At 54.4% G+C, this 22,932-nt stretch carries 5 protein-coding genes; 3 read left to right on the forward strand and 2 right to left on the reverse strand.

The features are described from left to right. Nucleotides 1-228: 228 nt before the first annotated feature. Both Q31b_RS09880 and Q31b_RS09885 read left to right on the forward strand, forming a co-directional pair. Nucleotides 229-16,602 (forward strand): VCBS domain-containing protein, encoded by a 16,374-nt coding sequence (locus Q31b_RS09880; RefSeq protein WP_197171301.1) that lies wholly within the window; start codon nt 229-231, stop codon nt 16,600-16,602. Between the two features lie 762 nt (nt 16,603-17,364). Next, the gene (locus Q31b_RS09885) at nt 17,365-18,645 is read left to right on the forward strand and encodes a sialate O-acetylesterase (RefSeq protein WP_146599538.1); all 1,281 of its coding nucleotides are present in this window, start codon (nt 17,365-17,367) and stop codon (nt 18,643-18,645) included. A gap of 29 nt (nt 18,646-18,674) precedes the next feature. Here the strand turns inward: Q31b_RS09885 and Q31b_RS09890 are convergent, their stop codons facing one another. Then, nucleotides 18,675-19,511: a hypothetical protein gene (locus Q31b_RS09890; RefSeq protein ID WP_146599539.1), complete on the reverse strand. Its 837-nt coding sequence runs from the start codon at nt 19,509-19,511 to the stop codon at nt 18,675-18,677. A 47-nt stretch (nt 19,512-19,558) separates the two neighbouring features. Beyond that, nucleotides 19,559-21,211, reverse strand: coding sequence for an arylsulfatase (locus Q31b_RS09895; protein WP_146599540.1), 1,653 nt, complete (start codon nt 21,209-21,211; stop codon nt 19,559-19,561). Nucleotides 21,212-21,425: 214 nt separating this feature from the next. On the opposite strand from Q31b_RS09895, the gene Q31b_RS09900 reads away from it, so the two are divergent. After that, nucleotides 21,426-22,808 carry a sulfatase gene (locus tag Q31b_RS09900; RefSeq protein WP_146599541.1) on the forward strand — a complete coding sequence of 461 codons (1,383 nt, stop codon included), beginning with the start codon at nt 21,426-21,428 and terminating at the stop codon, nt 22,806-22,808. Nucleotides 22,809-22,932 lie beyond the last annotated feature (124 nt).

Genomic DNA, 22,932 nt, shown 5'->3' on the forward strand with positions numbered 1-22,932 from the left:
CTCCCTGGGGGCCGATGCCGGGGGCTAGAAAGGCACGGGAATCCCTGCGTGACCAGCACGGTCACTGTAACCTGACTTCTTTCACCAATCGTCTGTCTCAAGTGCCCATCTTGGCGATTAAATAAATGGATCTTTCTGCGCAGACATTGCGTGCAACGGAAAGAACCAATGTTAAGGGCCCCCTGTGCCCTGTTGAATGTGCCCTGTTGAATGATTGGCAAGAAGAACATGAGTCGCGAATTTGACTTTTACCCGCTTGAAGACCGAATCCTGCTTAGCGGCGATGCGATCGACGGGGATCATGTTTCCGCGGACATGGATGCAGACCTCGCTGGGTCGTTGATAAACCATTTTGCCGATGCCGATGGCGAAGTCGTCGATACGCACGTTTTTGAACCGCCTGCTGCGGACGATGCTGCGCATTCGCTCGTCGCTTCGTCCGATCTTATGGATCCGGCCGATCGGATTGACGCCCCGGCGTTCGATCCGGCACAACCGATCGAAGTGGTCTTCATCGACGGAAATGTTGATGATGCGGACACCCTACTTGATGGCCTACGGGCGGATTCGGACGTTCACACCCAGTGGGTCGTGTTTCATCTTGATGGTGAATTGAACGGGATAGACCAGATCACGCGTGCGCTCGAAACGCTCACGGGCGTCGATGCGATTCATATCGTCAGCCATGGTGACGGCGAAGGGATCGAATTAGGAAATGCACGGCTCGATACCGATTCGGCACTTGGCAGTGCAGGTGACATTGCCTCCTGGGGACATGCCCTCGATTCCGATGGGGATATTCTGATCTATGGTTGTGATCTGGCTTCGACCGAAGCGGGCCAAGATCTGATCGACATGATCGCGTTGGTCACACAGGCCGATGTGGCCGCAAGTGATGATGCAACAGGCCACGCCGATCTGGGGGGGGACTGGGTCTTGGAATACGCGGTCGGTGATATCGATCATGATGTGGCTTTCGGCGATGCGACACAGACCTCTTGGCATTCGACACTCGACATTGCGTCCAACCTCGTTCTGCATAACAGCTTCGATACAAATGCGGATGACAGTAGCGGCCACAATTATGACGGAACCTTGGCCAGCGGCGCATCGATCAATACCGCTAGTGAAACGAATCTAATCGGCGATGGAAAGCTGAGCCTCGACGGAACGGATGACTACGTTGACCTGAGTGCGCACGTTGCGAATTTTGACAATCTTACTCAAGGCACGATTTCGGCATGGGTCTACACGGATACCGTGTCAGGGGCGACGGTGATTTTGGAGGCGTCCGACAGTGGTGACGGAGATTCGCGAATTGCTCTGGGTTTGGATGGAGATGAATTCTTTTTCATCGTCAAAGACGGCAACACCAATTATCTGGACTTTATGACCACTGACGCCAATCTGACCACGGGGACATGGAACCACGTCGCCGTCACGGTGGGTACCGGTGGAAACAAAATTTACGTCAACGGTGTTCAGCAGAGCGTGAGCTATTCCTCAGGTTCGTCTAGTACCGATCGTTTTTTCGACGACGTCTCGCAACTTGATTATTTGGCGTGGGGCATCGATAAATACAGCGGTTCAACGTTTAGCGGCGAGTTTGATGGTTTCATTGATGACGGACGGGTTTACGATCGCGTACTCAGCGGCGGTGACATCCAAGAGTTGCTAGAGGTTGTTGACACGATCACGGTCAATAACACGCTTGATAGCCTCAACGGGAATACGACTAGTTTCGCGACACTGATGGCCAACGACGGCGGCGACGGTATCTCGCTTCGTGAAGCGATCATTGCTGCAAACAACACAGCGGGTGCGGACACCATTTTCTTGGGTGACAACAACTACGCGTTGATTCAATCCGGCGCTGACGAGAACCTCGCTGCCACGGGTGACCTGGATATCACCAGCGCTATCTCGATCGTTGGAGTCAACGCAGCTGAAACAACGATTAGTGGCATTGGACTCGGTGACCGTATCTTCGATATCAAGAGCGGAGGTTCGCTGACCTTGAACCAGCTTGCCGTGGCAGATGGAGCAATCACGAGCGTAAACGGTGCCGGCGTCTACAACGCGGGAATCCTGAATGCCTCGGACGTCGTTTTCCGTGATAACTCCACCGATAGCGGATACGGTGGAGCCATTTTCAACACCGGGACTGCCTTCCTGAATCAGGTTTCGATCTTTGACAATCATGCCGCCGCCGGCGGTGGTATCTTCCAGGGTGGTGTGTCACTCACCATGTCCAATGTGGACATGAGTGGAAACTCAGCCTCCTCGCATGGAGGTGCGATTAACACCGGATCGGGAACGACGAATATCCAGCACTCCACGATCGTCGATAACAGCGCCGGTTCGGTTGCTGGAGGCATCTACGCTGGGGCATCCACGACGATCCAAAGCTCGATCCTTGCGGACAACACAGGCACCAGCGCTGATGCCTACAACAACGTGGTCAGCAATGGATACAACATTATCGAGGAGTACCAATACTTCAGTGCTGATGGAACCGACATCACGGGGGCCTACGATGCCAGCGATCGCACGATCGACGCGACCACGGGGCTTGCTTACCACACATTGAGTGCAGGAGATGTGGCAATCGACGGAGGTGGCGGGGCCGCCCCGGTCACGGATGTTCTGGGAAACCAACGGGATGAGAACGCCGACATCGGTGCATACGAATACACATCCGTCCTAGAGTTGTTAGCACACTACCAATTCGACTCCGGTTTAGACGCAACGGACAGCAGCGGGAATGGTTATGACGGCACTCTCGTTGGCGATGCGGCGATTGACACGACGGATGGAACCAATCAAGTCGGCGATGGAAAACTGACGCTCGACGGAACGGGGGACTATGTGGACCTGTCGGCGAATGTTGATCGTTTTTCTGGATTGACCGAGGGCACCATCGCCGCATGGGTCAAACTTTCGTCGACAAGTCTCTCAACCATCTTCGATTTAAGTGACGGTGCGACCAGCAACTTCGCCTCGCTTTGGATTGAAGACGGCAATCTGATTTGGGCGGTCAACGCGAGTGGTTCGGCTCTTATGCGTGCGACCTCGACCGCGACCATCAATGACGACGCCTGGCATCACGTGGCGGTTACTACCGATGGTAGTGGTACGACACTGTACATCGATGGGGTCGAGCTGACCGGCGGCGCCGTGACCTATTCGCAGGGCGACGCAACCACGACGGCGTTCTTCGACGACTTAGAAGACGCGACATCAGTGAAGCTTGGTGCGTATGATATCGGTTCCGTTGGCGGCGAATTCACCGGTTTGATCGATGACGTGCGAGTGTATAACGACGCGGTCAACGACCCGGACATGACCGAACTCTATGAGTATCGATCCGAGACTCCTACCGATCTGTCTGCCACGATCACGAACGGTGGAGGGCTGAGCATCAATGACGATGGTGGTGACGACGTCTATCTGTTGGCCGACAATGGAATCGGCTCGGTTGATCTGACTCAGATCAGTTTTGAAGCCCAGTTCAGCACCAACACGACCGACGATGACACCACGCTGATCTCATACGCGGGGGGGGCCTCCACCAATGAGTTCTTGGTCTACATCAACACAAACGGTGGAGCGGGGCGAGCGATTGTGCAGGTGGGAGGCAACAGTTTCGTCTCCACCGCGATCGACTACAACACTCTCCGCGACGGAGAAATTCACACATGGTCGGTGACATGGGACAGTTCCGGAGGCGCGGTGAAAATCTACGCCGATGGGGTTCTGGTTGACTCGGGCACCGGGATCAATGCGACTTCGTCCATCAATAGCGGCGGAACGTTGCTATTGGGGCAGGAACAGGATGCGGTCGAAGGCGGCTTCAACAATGAGCAGACCTTCAAGGGCAAACTGTACGATGTTCGACTGTTCAATGATGTTCGCACCGAACAGGAAATTGCGGCCAGCCGTCGAAGTGGACTGCCGTATGACGAAGCTAACATGATAGCGAACTGGAAGTTCGACCAACTTTCTTCTGACGGCATCGTAGTGGATTCGGTCAGCGGCAATAACCTCACCGTAAAACACACCGCCGAAAGCGGATTCACCAACAGCGAAGCGGCACTCACATTCGCGATCGACGAAAACACGCTCAACGGAAGTGTGGTGGGCAGTGTTTCGGGTGTGGATGCGGAACGCGCAGCAAAGATTTCATCGTTACTGGCTGCTGAATCAGACTTGCGATACTCCGAAGAGACGGGCAAGTTCTACAAAATCGTCCGCTCGACCTCTAGCTGGACCGACGCGCAGTCCTCTGCCATTGCAACAACGCTTGGTGGCGTCTCAGGACAATTGTTGACGATCGGTTCCGCGGCTGAAAATGAGCTGGCCACGTTGTTTGCCATCCAAGGTGGCGGAGACGTCTGGTTAGGTTACTCGGACCAAAACGTTGAAGGCGATTTCCAAGAGTACACAGGCAATTCGGCTGGCAAAATCATCTGGCGTGGGACCGCATCTGGCTACCGTGTCGACGACGCCTATTCCAATTGGACACCGGGAGAACCAAATGACGATGGCGGGCAAGATTTCGCGAAACTTTACGCGAACGGGCTATGGGATGACTCGGGCAGTGGAGCGTTGGCACAGTCCATTGTCGAATGGAATGCCGACGACGTCCTGGACGTGACCGATGCGCTAACCTATTCGATCCAATCACAAACCGTCGCCGGTGCCTTTGCGATCGATGCCAGCACCGGCGCGATCACAGTTGCCGATGGGACGCTGTTGAATTATGAAACCAATCCGACACACTCCATGACCGTCCGCGTTACCGATGGTGACTCGAACACCTATGACGAAGTCTTTACGGTTTCGCTTGGCGACATTGCCGAATCGAATAACGCACCGAACGATCTGTCAAGCGGCATCGAGCTCAATACCGATGGCGGGAACGACGCGTATTTGCAACTCGCTGATGGAAGTCCGATCTTAGGTGGATTGGGGGAAGTGACTTTTGAAGCAACCTTCCAGCTCGATACCGTACCCAGCGGGTACATTGCCTTGATCGACTATTGGGAGGGCGGGATTGCCAACGAGTTCACTGCGGGGATCAATGCAGACGGGACGCTATTTTTCTCCATCGCTGATTCCAACCCTGAATCGACCACGCTGTCGTTCGCGGAACTTCTTGATGGTGACCAGCACCATTTTGCCGTTACGTGGGATCAAACCAATGGTGACGTGAGGTTCTATGTCGATGGACAGTTTGTCGAAGCAATGACAGACCAGGGGACTGGCCATACCCTCTACGACAGCCCAACGGTTGGTTTGGTTATCGGGCAAGACTCCGACGATGCGGGTGACTTGTACTCCGCCAATGCATTTCAGGGCACGTTGTACGACGTTCGCATTTGGGACGAAGTTCGCAGCGAGGCAGAAATTTCGCTGAACTATCAAAACAAGTTTGACAGCGGTAGTCTGCCAAGCGGTCTCGTCGCCAATTGGCAGATGGATGGGTTTAACGGATCCAGTGAAGTTGTCGATGTCGTCAACGGAAATAACCTGATTGTTGGTCATGCCATTGGAGCTGGTTTTGTCGCGAGCACACCTGTCGAAGATTTGCATGTCGTTGAGAACGAGAGCAACGGAACCACCGTCGGCTTCGTCGTACCGAGCGATCCAGACGTTAGCAACGATGTGGCGGCCGATGGTTTGTTCCTCGAAGCCCCTGATCCGGGCAGTTTTACTGGCTACGACGCTGGCCAATCCTTCGGAAACTGGACAGTGGATTCAGGCAATGCCACGCTGATTGGAACCACTTGGGAAGCTTCACCGCTTGGGGGACGAAGCGTCCACTTGAATGGCGGCGGTTCGCAAGGCTCAATCGTCCAAACACTGGACGTAGAAGCCGGGCGACAATATCAAGTCGTTTTCGCGGTTTCGGGTAACTTTGCCGGAGGCAATGAGACCAAGGATTACCGGGTTTCGGCAGCAGGTGAAAGCGTTGATTTTACGATCACGAAGACGGCGGGCTGGTCCAATAGCAATATGCTCTGGCAAAACCAGTCATTCACATTCACCGCGGACGGTCCGACCGCCGATCTGCGATTTGCTTCGACCGAAACGGGCCAAAACGCTGCGGCCATCGCCGATGTCCAAGTGATCGAAATTCCCGCCGCGGTCTCGGCGATCCTGAACGACGATCCGACGCTGTCTTACGATGCCGCGACGGGCAAGTTTTATCGCTATGTCGATGCGGATACCGACTGGAATTCCGCACTCTCGATTGCCACGGGTTCCTTGCTCAATGGAGTGAGTGGCCAATTGGTGACGATCCGATCCGACTACGAACAACAGCTCGTGTATCAGTTTGCTACCGATGTGAATGACCACATCTGGCTCGGTGCTTCGGATACCGTTGTCGAGGGCGATTATCGGTGGTACGAAGGCACTCAGCCCGGCGATCTGTTCTGGCAAGGCGACGCCACCGGCTCTTCGGTCAACGGTCTCTACAACAACTGGAATGTCGACGAGCCCAATAACGTTTTCATACACGACCACGCGTTTTTGTCGAATACCGATGGAACCTGGTGGGATACCAATTCAAAGCCGGGTTCTCCTGATGTGGTGATAGAGTGGGACGCTTCGGAAGTTCTCAGCAGTTTCACTTTCAGCCTGACCGATGACGCAGGCGGACGTTTTGCGATCAATCGCAGCACCGGCGAGATCACGGTCGCGGATGGGGCGTTGATTGACTACGAAGCGAATACGTCGCACAGTGTCACCGTTAGCGTCACTGATTCAGCCGGCAATTCGTATAGCGAAGTGATGGCTATCGCCGTCGATGATGTCGATGACAATGTGGCTCCCGTGATCAGCTCACCCAGCGGGACACTACCGTACAACGAAAACAGCGGACCCTACCTGATCGGCGCCGCGAGCTCGATCACCGACGCCGACAACACGGACTTTGACGGTGGGCAACTTCACCTGCAACTGACGTCCAATGCGTTGGCCGAGGATGTGCTTGACATTCGCAACCAGGGAACCGGTGCGGGCCAAGTCGGAATCAGTGGCACCGATGTGACTTATGGCGGAGTCGTTGTGGGAACTTACACGGGTCCCGTCACCGGCAGCACCGCGTTGGTTGTGACGTTCAATAGCAACGCTACGCAAACGATCGTCAACGCGGTCCAAGACAACCTGACGTACGAAAATACGTCCGAAAACCCGTCGACGTCGGTACGAACGATCGAGGAATACATCACCGATGGCGATGGCGGAACGAGCAACACCATTTCCGGCGGCATCCAACCGACCCAGATCAATGATGCGCCGGTGATGGCACCCTGGGCACCAGTCTACAACACGGCCGAAGGCAATGGCTCCTTTACCGCAATGGTCTCAGCGGTCTTGCAATCCAGCGTCTCGGACGTTGACACAGGCGCGGTGGAAGGTTTGGCGATCTATGCGGACGCCGGCAGCGGTGGAGTGCTGGAGTATAGCATCGACAGCGGAAGCTGGACGGCGATCCCGTCCGTGGACATGAACAACGCCCTCCTTCTAAAAGCGAGCGACCGAATTCGATTCACGCCCGACACCGAAAATGGCGGCTCGATGTCACTGAGCTACTACGCTTGGGACCAAACCAGCGGTACGGCAGGGGCCACGGCAGATGTCTCGTCACGCGGCGGGACGACAGCATTCAGCACGGCGGCGGATACCGTCACAATCAACGTGTCAGATGTCAATGACGAACAGGTCGTTTCGACCAACGACGGCGCTACGTTCTTTGAAGGATCATCTTTCAATATTATCACATCCGCGATGTTGGAAACCACGGATGTCGACAACACGATCGGCGAACTCACCTACTCGGTGACGGGATCACCCAATCATGGCCAGCTGTCCATGGACGGCATGGTTGCCACCTCGTTCACACAAGCCGACATCAACGCGGGCCGGGTCACCTACGACCATTACGGCAGCGAAGACTTTTCGGACAGTTTTTCGTTCAGCGTGGACGATGGCGTCGGCACGGCATCGACAGGAACGTTCAACATCACGCTGACCCCGATCAACGACAACGTTGTCGTGATCACCAGCGATGGTGGTGGAGCAACCGCCAGCATCAACGTGAACGAAACGGTGTCCTTCGTGACCCAGGTCACCGTCAGCGACGCCGACTTACCCGGCGACACGATGACGTATTCAATCATCGGCGGAACGGACCAAAATGATTTCGCGATCGATGCCTCAGGCAATTTGACGTTTGTCAGCCCACCTGACTACGAAAATGCGGACGACAGCGATCTGGATAACGTGTACGAAGTCACGGTCCGGGTCAGCGACGGAGTCTACACCGACGACCAGACAATCACGGTCACCGTGTTGGACGTGCAAAGTACCTCGCTCAACGTCACCACCACATCCGATGTCGACGATACCGGGTTGGGTACAAGCTACACGATCGAGGAGCTGTACCTAGCCGGCGGCGGAACCGACGGAGAAGTATCACTACGAGAAGCAATCACAGCCGCCAACAACACGCTCGGCCAAGACACGATTAACTTTGCGATTCTCGACACCGATTCTGGGTATAGCGGAACGGCGGGAACCGATGCCTATTGGCAAATCTCGCTCACCGCCGCTCTGCCCACGATCACCGAGTCCGTCATCCTCGATGGAACCTCTCAAACCGTTTTCGGGGGTAACGTCAGCCCAGGCACGCTGGGTGAGGTGACCGAGGCAGGCACGAACGGGCAAGCGATCAGCGACGTCGAGCGCCCTGAGATCGTGATCGTGGGCGCAGTCGGTTTCAGTGGGCTGGTCGTGGGTGCCGATGCTGTGACGGTGCAAGGATTCTCGATGTACGGTTTTTCCTCCGATGCCGCCATCCACATCCAAGATGCTGTCCAAAACACAGTGATCAACTCGAACGTCTTTGGGGTGGCTCCCACCGGAATCGACGATCCCGGTGCCGCAATCAACAGCTTCAACCATGTGGAATCGGTGGGCGCGGACAACGGTACGCTGTCCAACAATATCTTTGCGTATTCCAAAGCAACGGGATTTCACGCCAGCAATGGGTCCGACAATTGGACTGTCTCTAGCAACCAGTTCCTCAACAGCGGGTACAACTACAGCAACGGTGACGCGATCGCAATGACCGGCTCGACCGGCGGCATCATCGATGGGAACTACTTCACCGGCAGCTCCACGCAAGCAATCATCCTGTCGGGATCCACCAGCGGAATCACCATTCGTGACAACACGATCGTCGGCAACGCCGTCGGCCCTGTCAGCGGATCGCACGTGCAGTACGATGCCATCGCACTGCGAAGCGGCACGAACAACATTTCACTGATTCACAACATCATCGCTGACAATTACGGCGCTGGGGTTTTGATCAACGATGGTGCCTTTGGCATTGAGATCAGCGAAAACTCAATCTACGGAAACGGCACCATCCTGTCTCGGCAAGGTGACGCTGCCAGTGGAATGGTTGGCATCGATTTGCAGGACTCTGGCGATGACGTCAGCGTTGGCACAGCTCCTTATTACACCGTCAATGATGCTGGCGACGCCGACACCGGAGGAAACTCGCTGCAAAACTTCCCGGTCATTTCGTCAGCGGTCAGCGACGGTTCGCAAATCACGATCGAGGGAACCTTCAACAGCACAGCCAATACGACGTTTACGTTAGAATTCTTTGATTCGGCGGAATACGCCAATGGCTACGGCCAAGGACGCACGTTCCTAGGTTCCATCGAAGTCACCACCGATGGTTCAGGAAACGCATCCTTTAGCACAACCCAAACGGCATTTGTTTCAGCAGGCGACTTCGTCACAGCAACAGCGACCAACCAAAACAACGACGAGACGTCTGAGTTCTCGGCTCAATTTGCGATCGACGGTCCAGTATACGCTGCCGACAATAACGGACACTTCGTGTTCGACGGCGATGATATGATCACCATCGAAAACACGGGCAGCTTGACCATGTCCACGACGCTGACCATGGAAGCCTGGGTCAAACCAAACGATTCTCTTCTTTCTCGGGTGATTCTGAACAAAGAGGGCGAGTACGAAATCGGCATTGGTGACAACGGGAATCTGTGGTGGGCCTTCACCAACACCGATCCGGGATGGGCGTGGCACGACACCGGCGTCGCCGTATCGACGACCGAGTGGTCTCACGTCGCCGTTTCCTACGACAACGGCACCGTCAACAGCTACATCAATGGTGAGCTGGTCGAAAGCTATGCCGGCAGCGGTTCGATCGGGGATGCACACCCGACGAAGAACGATTTACTAATCGGCGGGCGTTTGAACAACCCGGATGGCCAGTATTTCCTGGGCGGAATCGACGACGTAAGAGTTTGGAACGTTGCTCGAACTCAGGCGGAGATCCAATCCAATTTAGCGGCCGACTTGGCCGGTACCGAAGCCGGGCTGGTTGGATACTACAAGTTCGACAGTCCAGATGAAGTGGTGGTGGACTATTCATCCGCCGGAAACAACAGCGTCATCGGTGTTGATGGGCAGAAGCCGACCTGGAACGGCATCTCACTGACCGAAGACGCGACCTACACGGTTGCCGCAGCCACCGGGCTGCTGGACAACGATGTCGATTTGGATGGTGATGCTTTGACAATCACCGAAATCAACGGTAGCAGCGGCGACGTTGGTAGCAACATCACGCTGCCATCGGGCGCGAAGATCCAATTGGAAGCGGACGGCAGCTTTAGCTACGACCCAGGATCGACCTATCAATACTTGAACGACGGCGAAACAGCCACGGAAACGTTCACCTACACCGTCAGCGATGGAAACGGCAATACCGACACCGCAACGGTTTCCATCACTATCATCGGAGGGAATGATACTCCGGTTGTTTCATCGATCGAAGACACGCCGCTCGATTACTCCGAGGGCGATGGTTACCTAGACATTACCAGCGGACTGACGTTGAGCGATGTCGACAATACGACACTGCAATCAGCCTACGTTGCCATGACAGCGGGATGGAACACAGGTCAAGACGAGCTGCTTTTCGTCAATCAAAATGGAATCACCGGATCCTATGACTCGGGGACCGGAGTCCTGACATTGACGGGCACTGCTTCGGTCACGGATTACCAAACCGCGCTACGATCCGTTCAATACCGCAATGAGGATCCGAACCCCGACACGACGACACGTACGGTCGAATTCACCATCAACGACGGCAACGCAGATTCAAACATTGGATCCCGGGACGTCACGATCGAATCGATCAACGATGATCCCTACAATAACGGCACATTGCCAGCCAACGTCACCACTTTCGAAGACACCGAATCGGATATCGTGTTCACTGGTATTGATTTGCGTGATGTCGATGGAAGTGATGGTCATACCCTGACCATCAAATTGTCAACGGCAACCGGCGGACTGCTCTTCGCATCCGACGGCGGCGGTGTCACGGTGACGGGCAACCAATCAGCCAACATGACGCTGACCGGGACGCTCGCAAACCTGAACACCTACCTCGACACCACCAACAACATTCAATACCTGCACGCGACCGCGAACCTTAGCGGCGACAACGCGGATACGATCACCGTCAAGGTCAACGACAACGGCAATACCGGGTCGGGCGGTGGCAGCGACATCAACCTGGGCACCGTCAACGTCGATATCACGAACGTCAATGACGCTCCTGTGATTACCGGTGGACCGGATACGCTTGATCGGATCGAAACCGATGCCGGCTTGACGGGTAGCAGTACGTTCACTGTGACGGATCCGGATCCTTCCGACTGGGTGACTGCCACCGTGGACTCCGTTGGGATCAGCGGGACGGGAAGTGGCAGCGTTCCGGTAAGTTTGACCAATACGATATTGAAGGGTTTCTTGTCGGTCAGCCCGACTGCGATCCTCGATGATACTGAATCCACCAATACGTTGAACTGGGACTTCAACAGCGGCAGTGAAGCATTCGACTTCCTGGCCAGTAGCGAAACATTGGTCCTGACCTACACGGTCAGCGCCAGCGATGATAGTGGCTCCGGCAACGACACGGTAACACAAGACGTCATCGTCACGATTACAGGAACCAACGACGGACCCGTAGCTCAGGCTGCAACGGTCGACGCATCGGCGGATGGCACGACGATCAACGGCCAGTTGACGGAAACCGATTTCGATACATCCGATACGCACACTTACACGTTGGTCACGCCGACCAGTGAAGGATCGGTTGCAGTCAACACCGACGGTACCTATAGTTTTTCAGCAGGAAGCGACTTCGATGATCTGGCTGACGGTGAAAGCCGCGATGTCACGTTCGTCTATGAAGTCGAAGACAATGTCGGTGCCAGTAGTCAAGCAACGGTAACGATTACAGTCAGCGGAGCCAATTCGGCGCCGGTCGCCCAAGCGGGCGTCAACACCGCGGTGGAAGATGGCACGAGCGTCAGCGGCCAATTGATCGTCGCCGATGCAAATGAATCCGACACACACACGTTCGCGTTGATCGCGAACACCAGCGAAGGATCAGCGGCAGTCAATTCGGACGGGTCGTATACGTTCGATCCTGGTGCCGACTTCCAAGACTTGTCGCTCGGTGAAACCCGCGAGGTCACCTTTACCTACGAGGTGGAGGACAACAACGGCGCAACCAGTCAAGCCAACGTCGTGATCACCGTTACTGGATCTAACGACGGACCTGTTGCTCAAGCGGGAACCAACACGGCGACGGAAGACGGCGCGGTCGTCAACGGGACACTTTCGGAAACGGACGTCGACGCCAACGACACGCACACCTATTCGTTAGTCACCAACACAGCCGAAGGCAGTGTCACGGTTCAATCGAACGGTGACTACACCTTCGATCCGGGCGCGGACTTCCAAGATCTCTCTCTCGGTGAAACCCGCGAGGTCACCTTCACTTACGAGGTGGAAGACAACAACGGAGCAACCAGCCAAGCCAACGTCGTGATCACGGTCACCGGAACGAACGACGGACCTGTGGCTCAAGCGGGAACGAACACGGCGACGGAAGACGGTGCAGTCGTCAACGGAACGCTGAGTGAAAACGATGTAGACACCAGCGATACGCATACGTACTCGCTAGTCACAAATACCAGCGAGGGTAGCGTTACGGTTCAATCGAACGGAGACTACACCTTCGAACCCGGAGCCGACTTCCAGGATCTGGCACTCGGCGAAACACGCGATGTGACCTTTACCTATGAGGTGGAGGACAACAACGGCGCAACCAGTCAAGCCAACGTCATGATCACCGTTACTGGGACGAACGATGGGCCGGTTGCTCAAGCGGGAACGAATACGGCGATCGAAGACGGCGCAGTCGTCAACGGAACGCTTTCGGAAACGGATGTCGACGCCAACGACACGCACACCTATTCGTTGGTCTCCAACACCAGCGAAGGAAACGTCACGGTTCAATCCAACGGAGACTATGCATTTGATCCCGGAGCCGACTTCCAGGATCTGGCACTCGGCGAAACACGCGATGTGACCTTTGCCTACGAAGTTGACGACGGCAACGGCGGAACTAGCCAAGCCAACGTCGTGATCACCGTTACTGGAACGAACGACGGACCCGTGGCACAGTCGGGAGTGAATACCGCGACCGAAGATGGCGCAGTCGTCAACGGAACACTTTCGGAAACGGACGTCGACGCTAACGACACGCACACCTATTCGTTAATCACCAACACAGCCGAAGGCAGTGTCACGGTTCAATCCAACGGAGACTACACCTTCGAACCCGGAGCCGACTTCCAGGATCTGGCACTCGGCGAAACACGCGATGTGACCTTTGCCTACGAAGTTGACGACGGCAACGGCGGAACTAGCCAAGCCAACGTCGTGATCACGGTCACCGGAACGAACGACGGACCTGTGGCGCAAACGGGAGTGAATACCGCAACGGAAGATGGCGCAGTTGTCAACGGAACGCTGAGTGAAAACGATGTAGACACCAGCGATACGCATACGTACTCGCTAGTCACAAATTCCAGCGAGGGTAGCGTTACGGTACAATCGAACGGTGACTACACCTTCGATCCGGGCGCGGACTTCCAAGATCTCTCTCTCGGTGAAACCCGCGAGGTGACCTTCACCTACGAGGTGGAAGACAACAACGGAGCAACCAGTCAAGCCAACGTCGTGATCACGGTTACCGGAACGAACGATGGGCCGGTTGCTCAAGCGGGAACGAATACGGCGATCGAAGACGGCGCGGTCATCAACGGAACGCTTTCGGAAACGGATGTCGACGCCAACGACACGCACACCTATTCGTTAGTCACCAACACAGCCGAAGGCAGTGCCACGGTTCAATCGAACGGTGACTACACCTTCGATCCGGGCGCGGACTTCCAAGATCTCTCTCTCGGTGAAACCCGCGAGGTTACCTTCACCTACGAGGTGGAAGACAACAACGGCGCAACCAGTCAAGCCAACGTCGTGATCACCGTTACTGGAACGAACGACGGACCCGTGGCGCAAACGGGAGTGAATACCGCAACGGAAGACGGCGCAGTTGTCAACGGAACGCTGAGTGAAACCGATGCAGACACCAGCGACACGCACACGTACTCGCTAGTCACAAATACCAGCGAGGGTAGCGTTACGGTTCAATCCAACGGAGACTACACTTTCGATCCGGGCGCGGACTTCCAAGATCTCTCTCTCGGTGAAACCCGCGATGTGACCTTCACTTACGAGGTGGAAGACAACAACGGAGCAACCAGTCAAGCCAACGTCGTGATCACGGTTACCGGAACGAACGATGGGCCGGTTGCTCAAGCGGGAACCAACACGGCGATCGAAGACGGCGCAGTCGTCAACGGGACACTTTCGGAAACGGACGTCGACGCCAACGACACGCACACCTATTCGTTAGTCACCAACACAGCCGAAGGCAGTGTCACGGTTCAATCGAACGGTGACTACACCTTCGATCCGGGCGCGGACTTCCAAGATCTCTCTCTCGGTGAAACCCGCGAGGTCACCTTCACTTACGAGGTGGAAGACAACAACGGTGCAACCAGTCAAGCCAACGTCGTGATCACGGTCACCGGAACGAACGACGGACCTGTGGCTCAAGCGGGAACGAACACGGCGATCGAAGACGGCGCGGTCGTCAACGGAACGCTTTCGGAAACGGACGCCGACGCTAACGACGCACACACCTATTCGTTGGTCTCCAACACCAGCGAAGGAAACGTCACGGTTCAATCCAACGGAGACTATGCATTTGATCCCGGAGCCGACTTCCAGGATCTGGCACTCGGCGAAACACGCGATGTGACCTTTACCTACGAAGTGGACGACGGCAACGGCGGAACTAGCCAAGCCAACGTCGTGATCACCGTTACTGGAACGAACGACGGACCCGTGGCGCAAACGGGAGTGAATACCGCAACGGAAGACGGCGCAGTCGTCAACGGAACGCTGAGTGAAACCGATGCAGACACCAGCGACACGCACACGTACTCGCTAGTCGCGAATACCAGCGAGGGTAGCGTTACGGTTCAATCCAACGGAGACTACACTTTCGATCCGGGCGCGGACTTCCAAGATCTCTCTCTCGGTGAAAGCCGCGAGGTCACCTTCACTTACGAGGTGGAAGACAACAACGGAGCAACCAGTCAGGCCAACGTCGTGATCACGGTCACCGGAACGAACGATGGGCCGGTTGCTCAAGCGGGAACGAATACGGCGATCGAAGACGGCGCAGTCGTCAACGGAACGCTTTCGGAAACGGACGTCGATGCCAACGACACGCACACCTATTCGTTAGTCACCAACACAGCCGAAGGCAGTGTCACGGTTCAATCCAACGGAGACTACACCTTCGAACCCGGAGCCGACTTCCAGGATCTGGCACTCGGCGAAACACGCGATGTGACCTTTACCTACGAAGTGGACGACGGCAACGGCGGAACTAGCCAAGCCAACGTCGTGATCACCGTTACTGGAACGAACGACGGACCTGTGGCGCAAACGGGAGTGAATACCGCAACGGAAGACGGCGCAGTCGTCAACGGAACGCTGAGTGAAACCGATGCAGACACTAGCGATACGCATACGTACTCGCTAGTCGCGAATACCAGCGAGGGTAGCGTTACGGTTCAATCGAACGGTGACTACACTTTCGAACCCGGAGCCGACTTCCAAGATCTCTCTCTCGGTGAAACCCGCGAGGTCACCTTCACGTACGAGGTGGAAGACAACAACGGTGCAACCAGTCAAGCCAACGTCGTGATCACGGTCACCGGAACGAACGACGGACCTGTAGCTCAAGCGGGAACCAACACGGCGATCGAAGACGGCGCAGTCGTCATCGGGACACTTTCGGAAACGGATGTCGACGCCAACGACACGCACACCTATTCGTTGGTCTCCAATACGACCGAAGGCAGTGTCACGGTTCAATCCAACGGAGACTACACCTTCGAACCCGGAGCCGACTTCCAGGATCTGGCACTCGGCGAAACACGCGATGTGACCTTTGCCTACGAAGTGGACGACGGCAACGGCGGAACTAGCCAAGCCAACGTCGTGATCACGGTCACCGGAACGAACGCCGTGGCACAGGCTTCCAGCCTGTGATGTCAAAAACACAGGCTAGAAGCCTGTGCCACCAACGAACCGATCTCAATGTATCCGAGCGACCAGCCCGTCAAAGACAGACAAAAGCTCGCACCTGACAAATTAAATCCGTGGCACAGGCTTCCAGCCTGTGATGTCAAAAACACAGGCTAGAAGCCTGTGCCACCAACGAACCGATCTCAATGTATCCGAGCGACCAGCCCGTCAAAGACAGACAAAAGCTCGCACCTGACAAATTAAATCCGTGGCACAGGCTTCCAGCCTGTGATGTCAAAAACACAGGCTGGAAGCCTGTGCCACCAACGAACCGACCTCAATGTATCCGAGCGACCAGCCCGTCAAAGACAGACAAATACTCGCACCTAACAAGGAAAATCCGTAGCACAGGCTTCCAGCCTGTGATATCAAAAACACAGGCTAGAAGCCTGTGCCACCAACGAACCGACCTCAATGTATCCGAGCGACCAGCCCGTCAAAGACAGACAAAAGCTCACACCTGACAAATTAAATCCGTAGCACAGGCTTCCAGCCTGTGATGTCAAAAACACAGGCTAGAAGCCTGTGCCACCAACGAACCGATCTCAATGTATCCGAGCGACCAGCCCGTCAAAGACAGACAAATACTCACACCTGACAAATTAAATCCGTGGCACAGGCTTCCAGCCTGTGATATCAAAAACACAGGCTGGAAGCCTGTGCCACCAACGAACCGACCTCAATGTATCCGAATGCAGCTCTACCAAGACCGAAGCAAAAGAAACGATGACACGAACCGCTAATTCCATAATCGCCGTCTTTGCGACCTTGTGCTGCATCAGTCAAGCGATTGCAGGGAAACCGCTCAAAATCTACATCATGACTGGGCAGTCAAATATGGTCGGCACGGGTGGTATCTCGACCTTCGACCATATTGGAGACGATCCCGAAACCGCACCCTTGCTCAAGAAAATGCTTGGCCCCGACGGCGAACCGAAAGTCTGTGAAAGAGTTTGGATCTCGTCGCTGAACGGAAAAATGAACCAATACGGCGGTGAGGGATTCGGCAAGTTGACAGCCGGTTACGGTGTCCGCAGGGCAGATCCCACGAAACCCGACGATTTCATCGGGCCTGAGTACATGTTCGGCATCACAATGGAAGAGTCATACGATGGGCCGATCTTGATTATCAAGACGGCTTGGGGTGGTCAAAATCTTAGTGTCGACTTCCGATCGCCAGGCTCCGGTCCTTACGAAATGAATGACCGGCAGGTGGAACTCTACACCGAACGGGGCTCACTCGAGAAGCTTAGGGCGCAGAAAAAGGAGGCGACGGGACGAAACTATCGCTACATGGTGGATCATGTCAAAAAGGTCCTGGGCGATATCAAGCGGATCTATCCAGACTACGATCCGGACGATGGCTATGAACTATCTGGCTTCGTTTGGTTTCAAGGATGGAACGACTTCTCTGACACGGCTACGTATCCAGATAGTTATGGTGCGAAGCAGTATGATCAATACGGCAAATTATTGGCGCAGTTCATACGCGATGTCCGTAAGGACTTGGAGGCTCCAAAGCTTCCGTTTGTTGTGGGCGTGATCGGTATCTACGGGAATTACACACCCAACACCTTCAAGGTTGTAAACAAATCAGACCAGCGCATGAAGCTTTTCCGTCAAGCGATGGCCGCACCAGCAGAAATGGAAGAGTTTAAAGGAAGCGTCGTTGCCGTTCAGACAGCACCATTCAGAGAAGACACACTTGGATTCATCGAGCAGAAACAACTCAAGGTACAAGCCATGGGGAGAAAATTGGCGAACAAGCAAGCTGACGGAGCAAACGCAAGTGGAACAATGACTCCCGAGCAGAGGAGAGCTTATCTTAACGATTACAGAGCTGAAATACTCACCCCTGAAGAGATTGCCCTGTGGGACCGCGCTACCTCGATCGGCGGCTTCGTTCACTATTACGGCTCGGCTAAATTTCATGCTCAGGCTGGCAAGGCGTTTGCCGAGGCATTACTGGAGATGGAAGAGAAGTCATTTTACTTGCCAAAGCCATAAACGAATTTGCCACGGCAACGTTGATTGTCTTACGCCAATTTCAGTTCTTTGGCGCAACAGAAACCGTCGTGCAAATCGATGATTTGTTCGGCGATTGGATGGATAGATCGCGAACCGATTGACTCTAGAAACTCGCAAACGGACCAGTTTTTTGTGCGTTGACAATAGGTTTCATACCATTTGTCGAACGCTTGCTCACTCTGTTTTGATGCAAATGGGAACTTCTCTCGAGGTGATCTACATCCAATTCGCCATGGCTTGGGGGTCAGCCGAGCGCGAAAGCATTTCTGCGATTTGCATAGATTGCGGTATAGAGGATCCGAATCAAGTTCGGCCATGATTTGTAACGTCGATGCATCGATCGACTCGAAAACCCGGTTGGTGACGATTGCCCGCAAGCCCGCTGCCGTACGATAGACACGAAACGAATAGTCAACGTGATCATTCTGCCATTGCCGGATCTGCTCTAGTTTCCTTGCCTTCACAGAATCAACCGAAGTGGCTTTCGCCCCAAAAAGTCTTGCGATCATTCCGGGACGTTTGATCGTGGATTCGACATCGATATCGACAATCATCACACAGGTAATATTGAGGATGAGGGAACCATAGGCGTTCCGCGAGACCACCGCGATTTCATTGCCGTCTCTACTTTCGATTCGGTCGATGACCTGCTCGCAAATCATATCGTCTACGACGTACTGATAGCGATCAAGATCCCGCTGGGGATTATGGAGCCAATTGAGAATTCGTTGCAGCCGATCGGAAGCTTTCTTGGCTGCGTCGTCTTGACTGGCATCCGACCATCCTTTCGCCGTGACAGTACCCGACGAGTTTTTAGCGACGGTCCAGTATTTAGCAAAACGCATTTGAGTATCAATCCAATTTTACGAGGGGTTGATCGGATACCGCTCGATCAAAGGGGGGCATCCTTCGCCGTTCCTTGAGACTGTTTCTTGGCGGAATTCGGCGTGTTTTTGCGCGTCCACCTCACAGGCAACTCGTCAGTATCGCTATAGACAGTCCATTCACGATTCGATTTTGGGTCTTCCGCTGGCAGTATTTTTGGATTGGCCAAACGCGGCGACTTCAAGACGTCGAGACTCATCTGTTTCCATTTTTCGATCATGCGATTGAGTCGCTCTGGTTCGGCTGCGGCCAAGTTGTTTGTCTCCGCGCGATCCTCAACCATGTTGTACAGTTCCCATGCTTGGCCTTTGAAATTGACTAGCTTCCAATCGCCATCACGAAGTCCATAATCGGTTGCGAACTGTAAGTGAATCGGCTCGGGTCGATCGAGCTCGTCCCCGGCCAGAATTGGCTTAAGCGAAACGCCGGATACAGGTCGCAGGTCTCGTTCGGGATGCTCGCTGGGAATGGTTGCTCCAGCGACATCGGCAAGCGTTGGCAACACATCGATCAAATGAACCGGCGTGTCGACAATCGTTCCGGCTTGCCTTTTCAAACCGCTTGGCCAATGCAGGATGCCGGGCGTGCTAATACCACCTTCAAACTGGTTTTGTTTGTAGAACCGAAACGGGGCATTGCGTGCCCAAGACCAACCCGTCGAATCAGCCAACGATACGTTTGCGTTCGTTGGTTCAACATTTAATCGCGGAACTTTGCGATCGTAGGGGCACGCACCATTGTCAGAAACGAACAGTATCATGGTATTGTCGAGTTCATCGTGACGCCGCAGATCATCAACCAAACGCCCGACTTCCTGATCAACTCGATCGATCATGGCAGCCAAAGTCACCATCCGATTAATTTCATAATCGCGTTGCCAAGGAACTAGCTTGTCCCAAGCGCGAACATGCTCGGGACGAGGACTCGGCACCAAGTCTTGCGGCAACAAGCCGGTTGCTTTCTGTTTCGCGATTCTCGCATCGCGAATAATGTCCCAACCCGCATCGTAGCGGCCTTTGTACTTAGCATAATCTTCCGGTAATGCATGCAGCGGAGCATGCGGTGCATTGAATGCCACATACAAGTAGAAAGGTTTCGATGTTTGTCGTGCTTGCCCTAGAAAATCTAACGCGTAATCGATGTTGGCTACCGTTGTGTAAAAGTCGGACTTGGGGACGGTCCAAGGTTCTCCGTTGAGGCGAAAAGAATTGTCGCCCGCGAAGTAATTACAGGCTCCACTTAAATGACCAAAGTATCGATCAAAGCCAAAATCGGTTGGCTGTTCTTTCAAATGCCATTTGCCCGCCATCGCTGTAAAATAGCCCGAGTCGCGGAGCACTTCGGCGGACGTCACCGCATGGCTGAGTGCCGTATCGCCAGCCGCAATGCAGTACTGTCCCGTTAACAGCGAGACACGCGACGAATGGCACTTGGCGGTATTGTAAAACTGCGAAAACCGCACGCCCCCTGATGCGAGTGCGTCAAGGTTGGGCGTCTCGATTTCGCCTCCATAACAACCAATATCGGAATAGCCTAAATCGTCGACCAAGATCACGACGATATTCGGCGGTTGCTGAGCCGACAAAACGGTCGAAAACAATCCGCCGCTCAGAACTGCGCCCAGCACTGCACCAACCAGAGTCCGCACATCAAAACGCATAACAATACCTCTACGAACAATCGAGGAGTCACATGAAGTCAGCCGACTAGTTTACACAAACCAAGCAGCCGACAAAGCGTATCCTAACGCAAATGGATCTTTTCGGTGACTCGTCGAAAGTCTTGACGACTTCCGCTACCATGGAAGGCTGGAACACGACCAAATCGCATAAAGCTACAGTCTCTAAATAATCAGAACACGAGGTGAAGACAGAATGATGCTTCTACGAGTTTTAGCGGCATTCATCGTGTGTACCGCTGCTTACGGGGAACGGCCGAACATCATCTACATTAACGCGGATGATTTAGGCGTGATGGATGTTGGCTTCAATTCCGATCGCTACAACACGCCCAATCTCGACAAGCTGAGAGCGGAAGGCATGCTTTTTACCGACGCCTATGCACCCGCAGCCAATTGTGCACCGAGCCGAGCCTGTGTCCTGAGTGGCCAATATGGCCCGAGGCACGGCGTCTATACGGTCGGAAATTCGGAAAGAGGCCAGTCAAAGCACCGTAAGATTATTCCCATTGAAAATACAGAGTTCCTGAAATCCAACAACTTAACGATCGCGGGAGCACTTAAAGACGCTGGCTATCGAACCATTCACCTTGGAAAGTGGCATGTTAGTCCCGATCCGTTACAGAATGGTTTCGATGTCAACATCGGCGGTGGCAAAGCGGGCGGCCCGTCAGGAGGCGGTTATTTTTCGCCGTTCAGTAGTGGCCCGATGCAACCGTTCAGCGATCAATACCCGATGGGCACCCACCGCGTCGATATTTTCGCGGATCAAGCGATTAAGTTTATACAGGAACATAAAAATGATCCGCTCTTTGTTCATATGGCGTACTACTCGGTCCACACAAAACTCCAACCCGTTCCCGAGTTCATTGAGAAGTACGAGAACAAAAATGTGAATGCGGTGTATGCATCGATGATCGAAAAAATGGATCAAGGTATCGGAAAAATCCTTGATGAACTCGAAAGGCTAGGGCTAAAAGAAAACACACTGGTGCTTTTCTGTTCCGACAATGGCGGGATCTGCAAAACATCGAGCCAGGCTCCCTTTCGCGCTGGCAAGGGATCCTATTTCGAAGGAGGCGTGCGTGAGCCAATGATCGTTCGCTGGCCAAAAAGAATAAAACCGAATTCGACCTGCGGCGTTCCGGTGATCGGAATCGATTTCTTTCCGACATTCCTTGAAGCTGCTGGCGCCTCGATCCCAGAGGGTAAGAATCTTGACGGAGTCAGTCTGATGCCTTTGTTGACCCTCAGCGGATCGATTCCCGAGCGAACGCTATTTTGGCATTTCCCGATCTACCTGGAAAAGTACGCTGGCGTTGCCGATGAGTCCCACGATCCGCTCTTCCGAACCCGTCCCGGCTCCGCTCTACGCCAAGGAAAATGGAAGCTGCACGAGTATTTTGAAGACGGACGCATTGAACTCTATGATCTGCAAGCCGATATCGGAGAACGCAACAACGTCGCTGCCGACTACCCGGAAATCACCGCCAAATTACACCAAGCACTGAAGAAATGGCGAAAAGAAACGAACGCACCGGTGCCCCGAGAACCTAACCCAAAATATGACCCGCGATGACCTAGCGATTCAACCACATTTGATTTGGGGTTCGTTTTATTCGTGGCGTAGGCTTCCAGCCAGCGATTTGCGACAATGATGGATTGGCAGGCAGGATGCCTACCCCACGTCTTAATGCGGTGAA

Origin of the sequence: Novipirellula aureliae (genome assembly GCF_007860185.1) — a bacterium.
GTDB classification, from domain to species: Bacteria; Planctomycetota; Planctomycetia; order Pirellulales; family Pirellulaceae; genus Novipirellula_A; species Novipirellula_A aureliae.

Coding starts and splice junctions, on each gene's coding strand:
- Q31b_RS09880 (WP_197171301.1), top strand. CDS start 229: ATGAGTCGCGAATTTGACTTTTACCCGCTTGAAGACCGAATCCTGCTT.
- Q31b_RS09885 (WP_146599538.1), top strand. CDS start 17,365: ATGACACGAACCGCTAATTCCATAATCGCCGTCTTTGCGACCTTGTGC.
- Q31b_RS09890 (WP_146599539.1), bottom strand. CDS start 19,511: ATGCGTTTTGCTAAATACTGGACCGTCGCTAAAAACTCGTCGGGTACT.
- Q31b_RS09895 (WP_146599540.1), bottom strand. CDS start 21,211: ATGCGTTTTGATGTGCGGACTCTGGTTGGTGCAGTGCTGGGCGCAGTT.
- Q31b_RS09900 (WP_146599541.1), top strand. CDS start 21,426: ATGATGCTTCTACGAGTTTTAGCGGCATTCATCGTGTGTACCGCTGCT.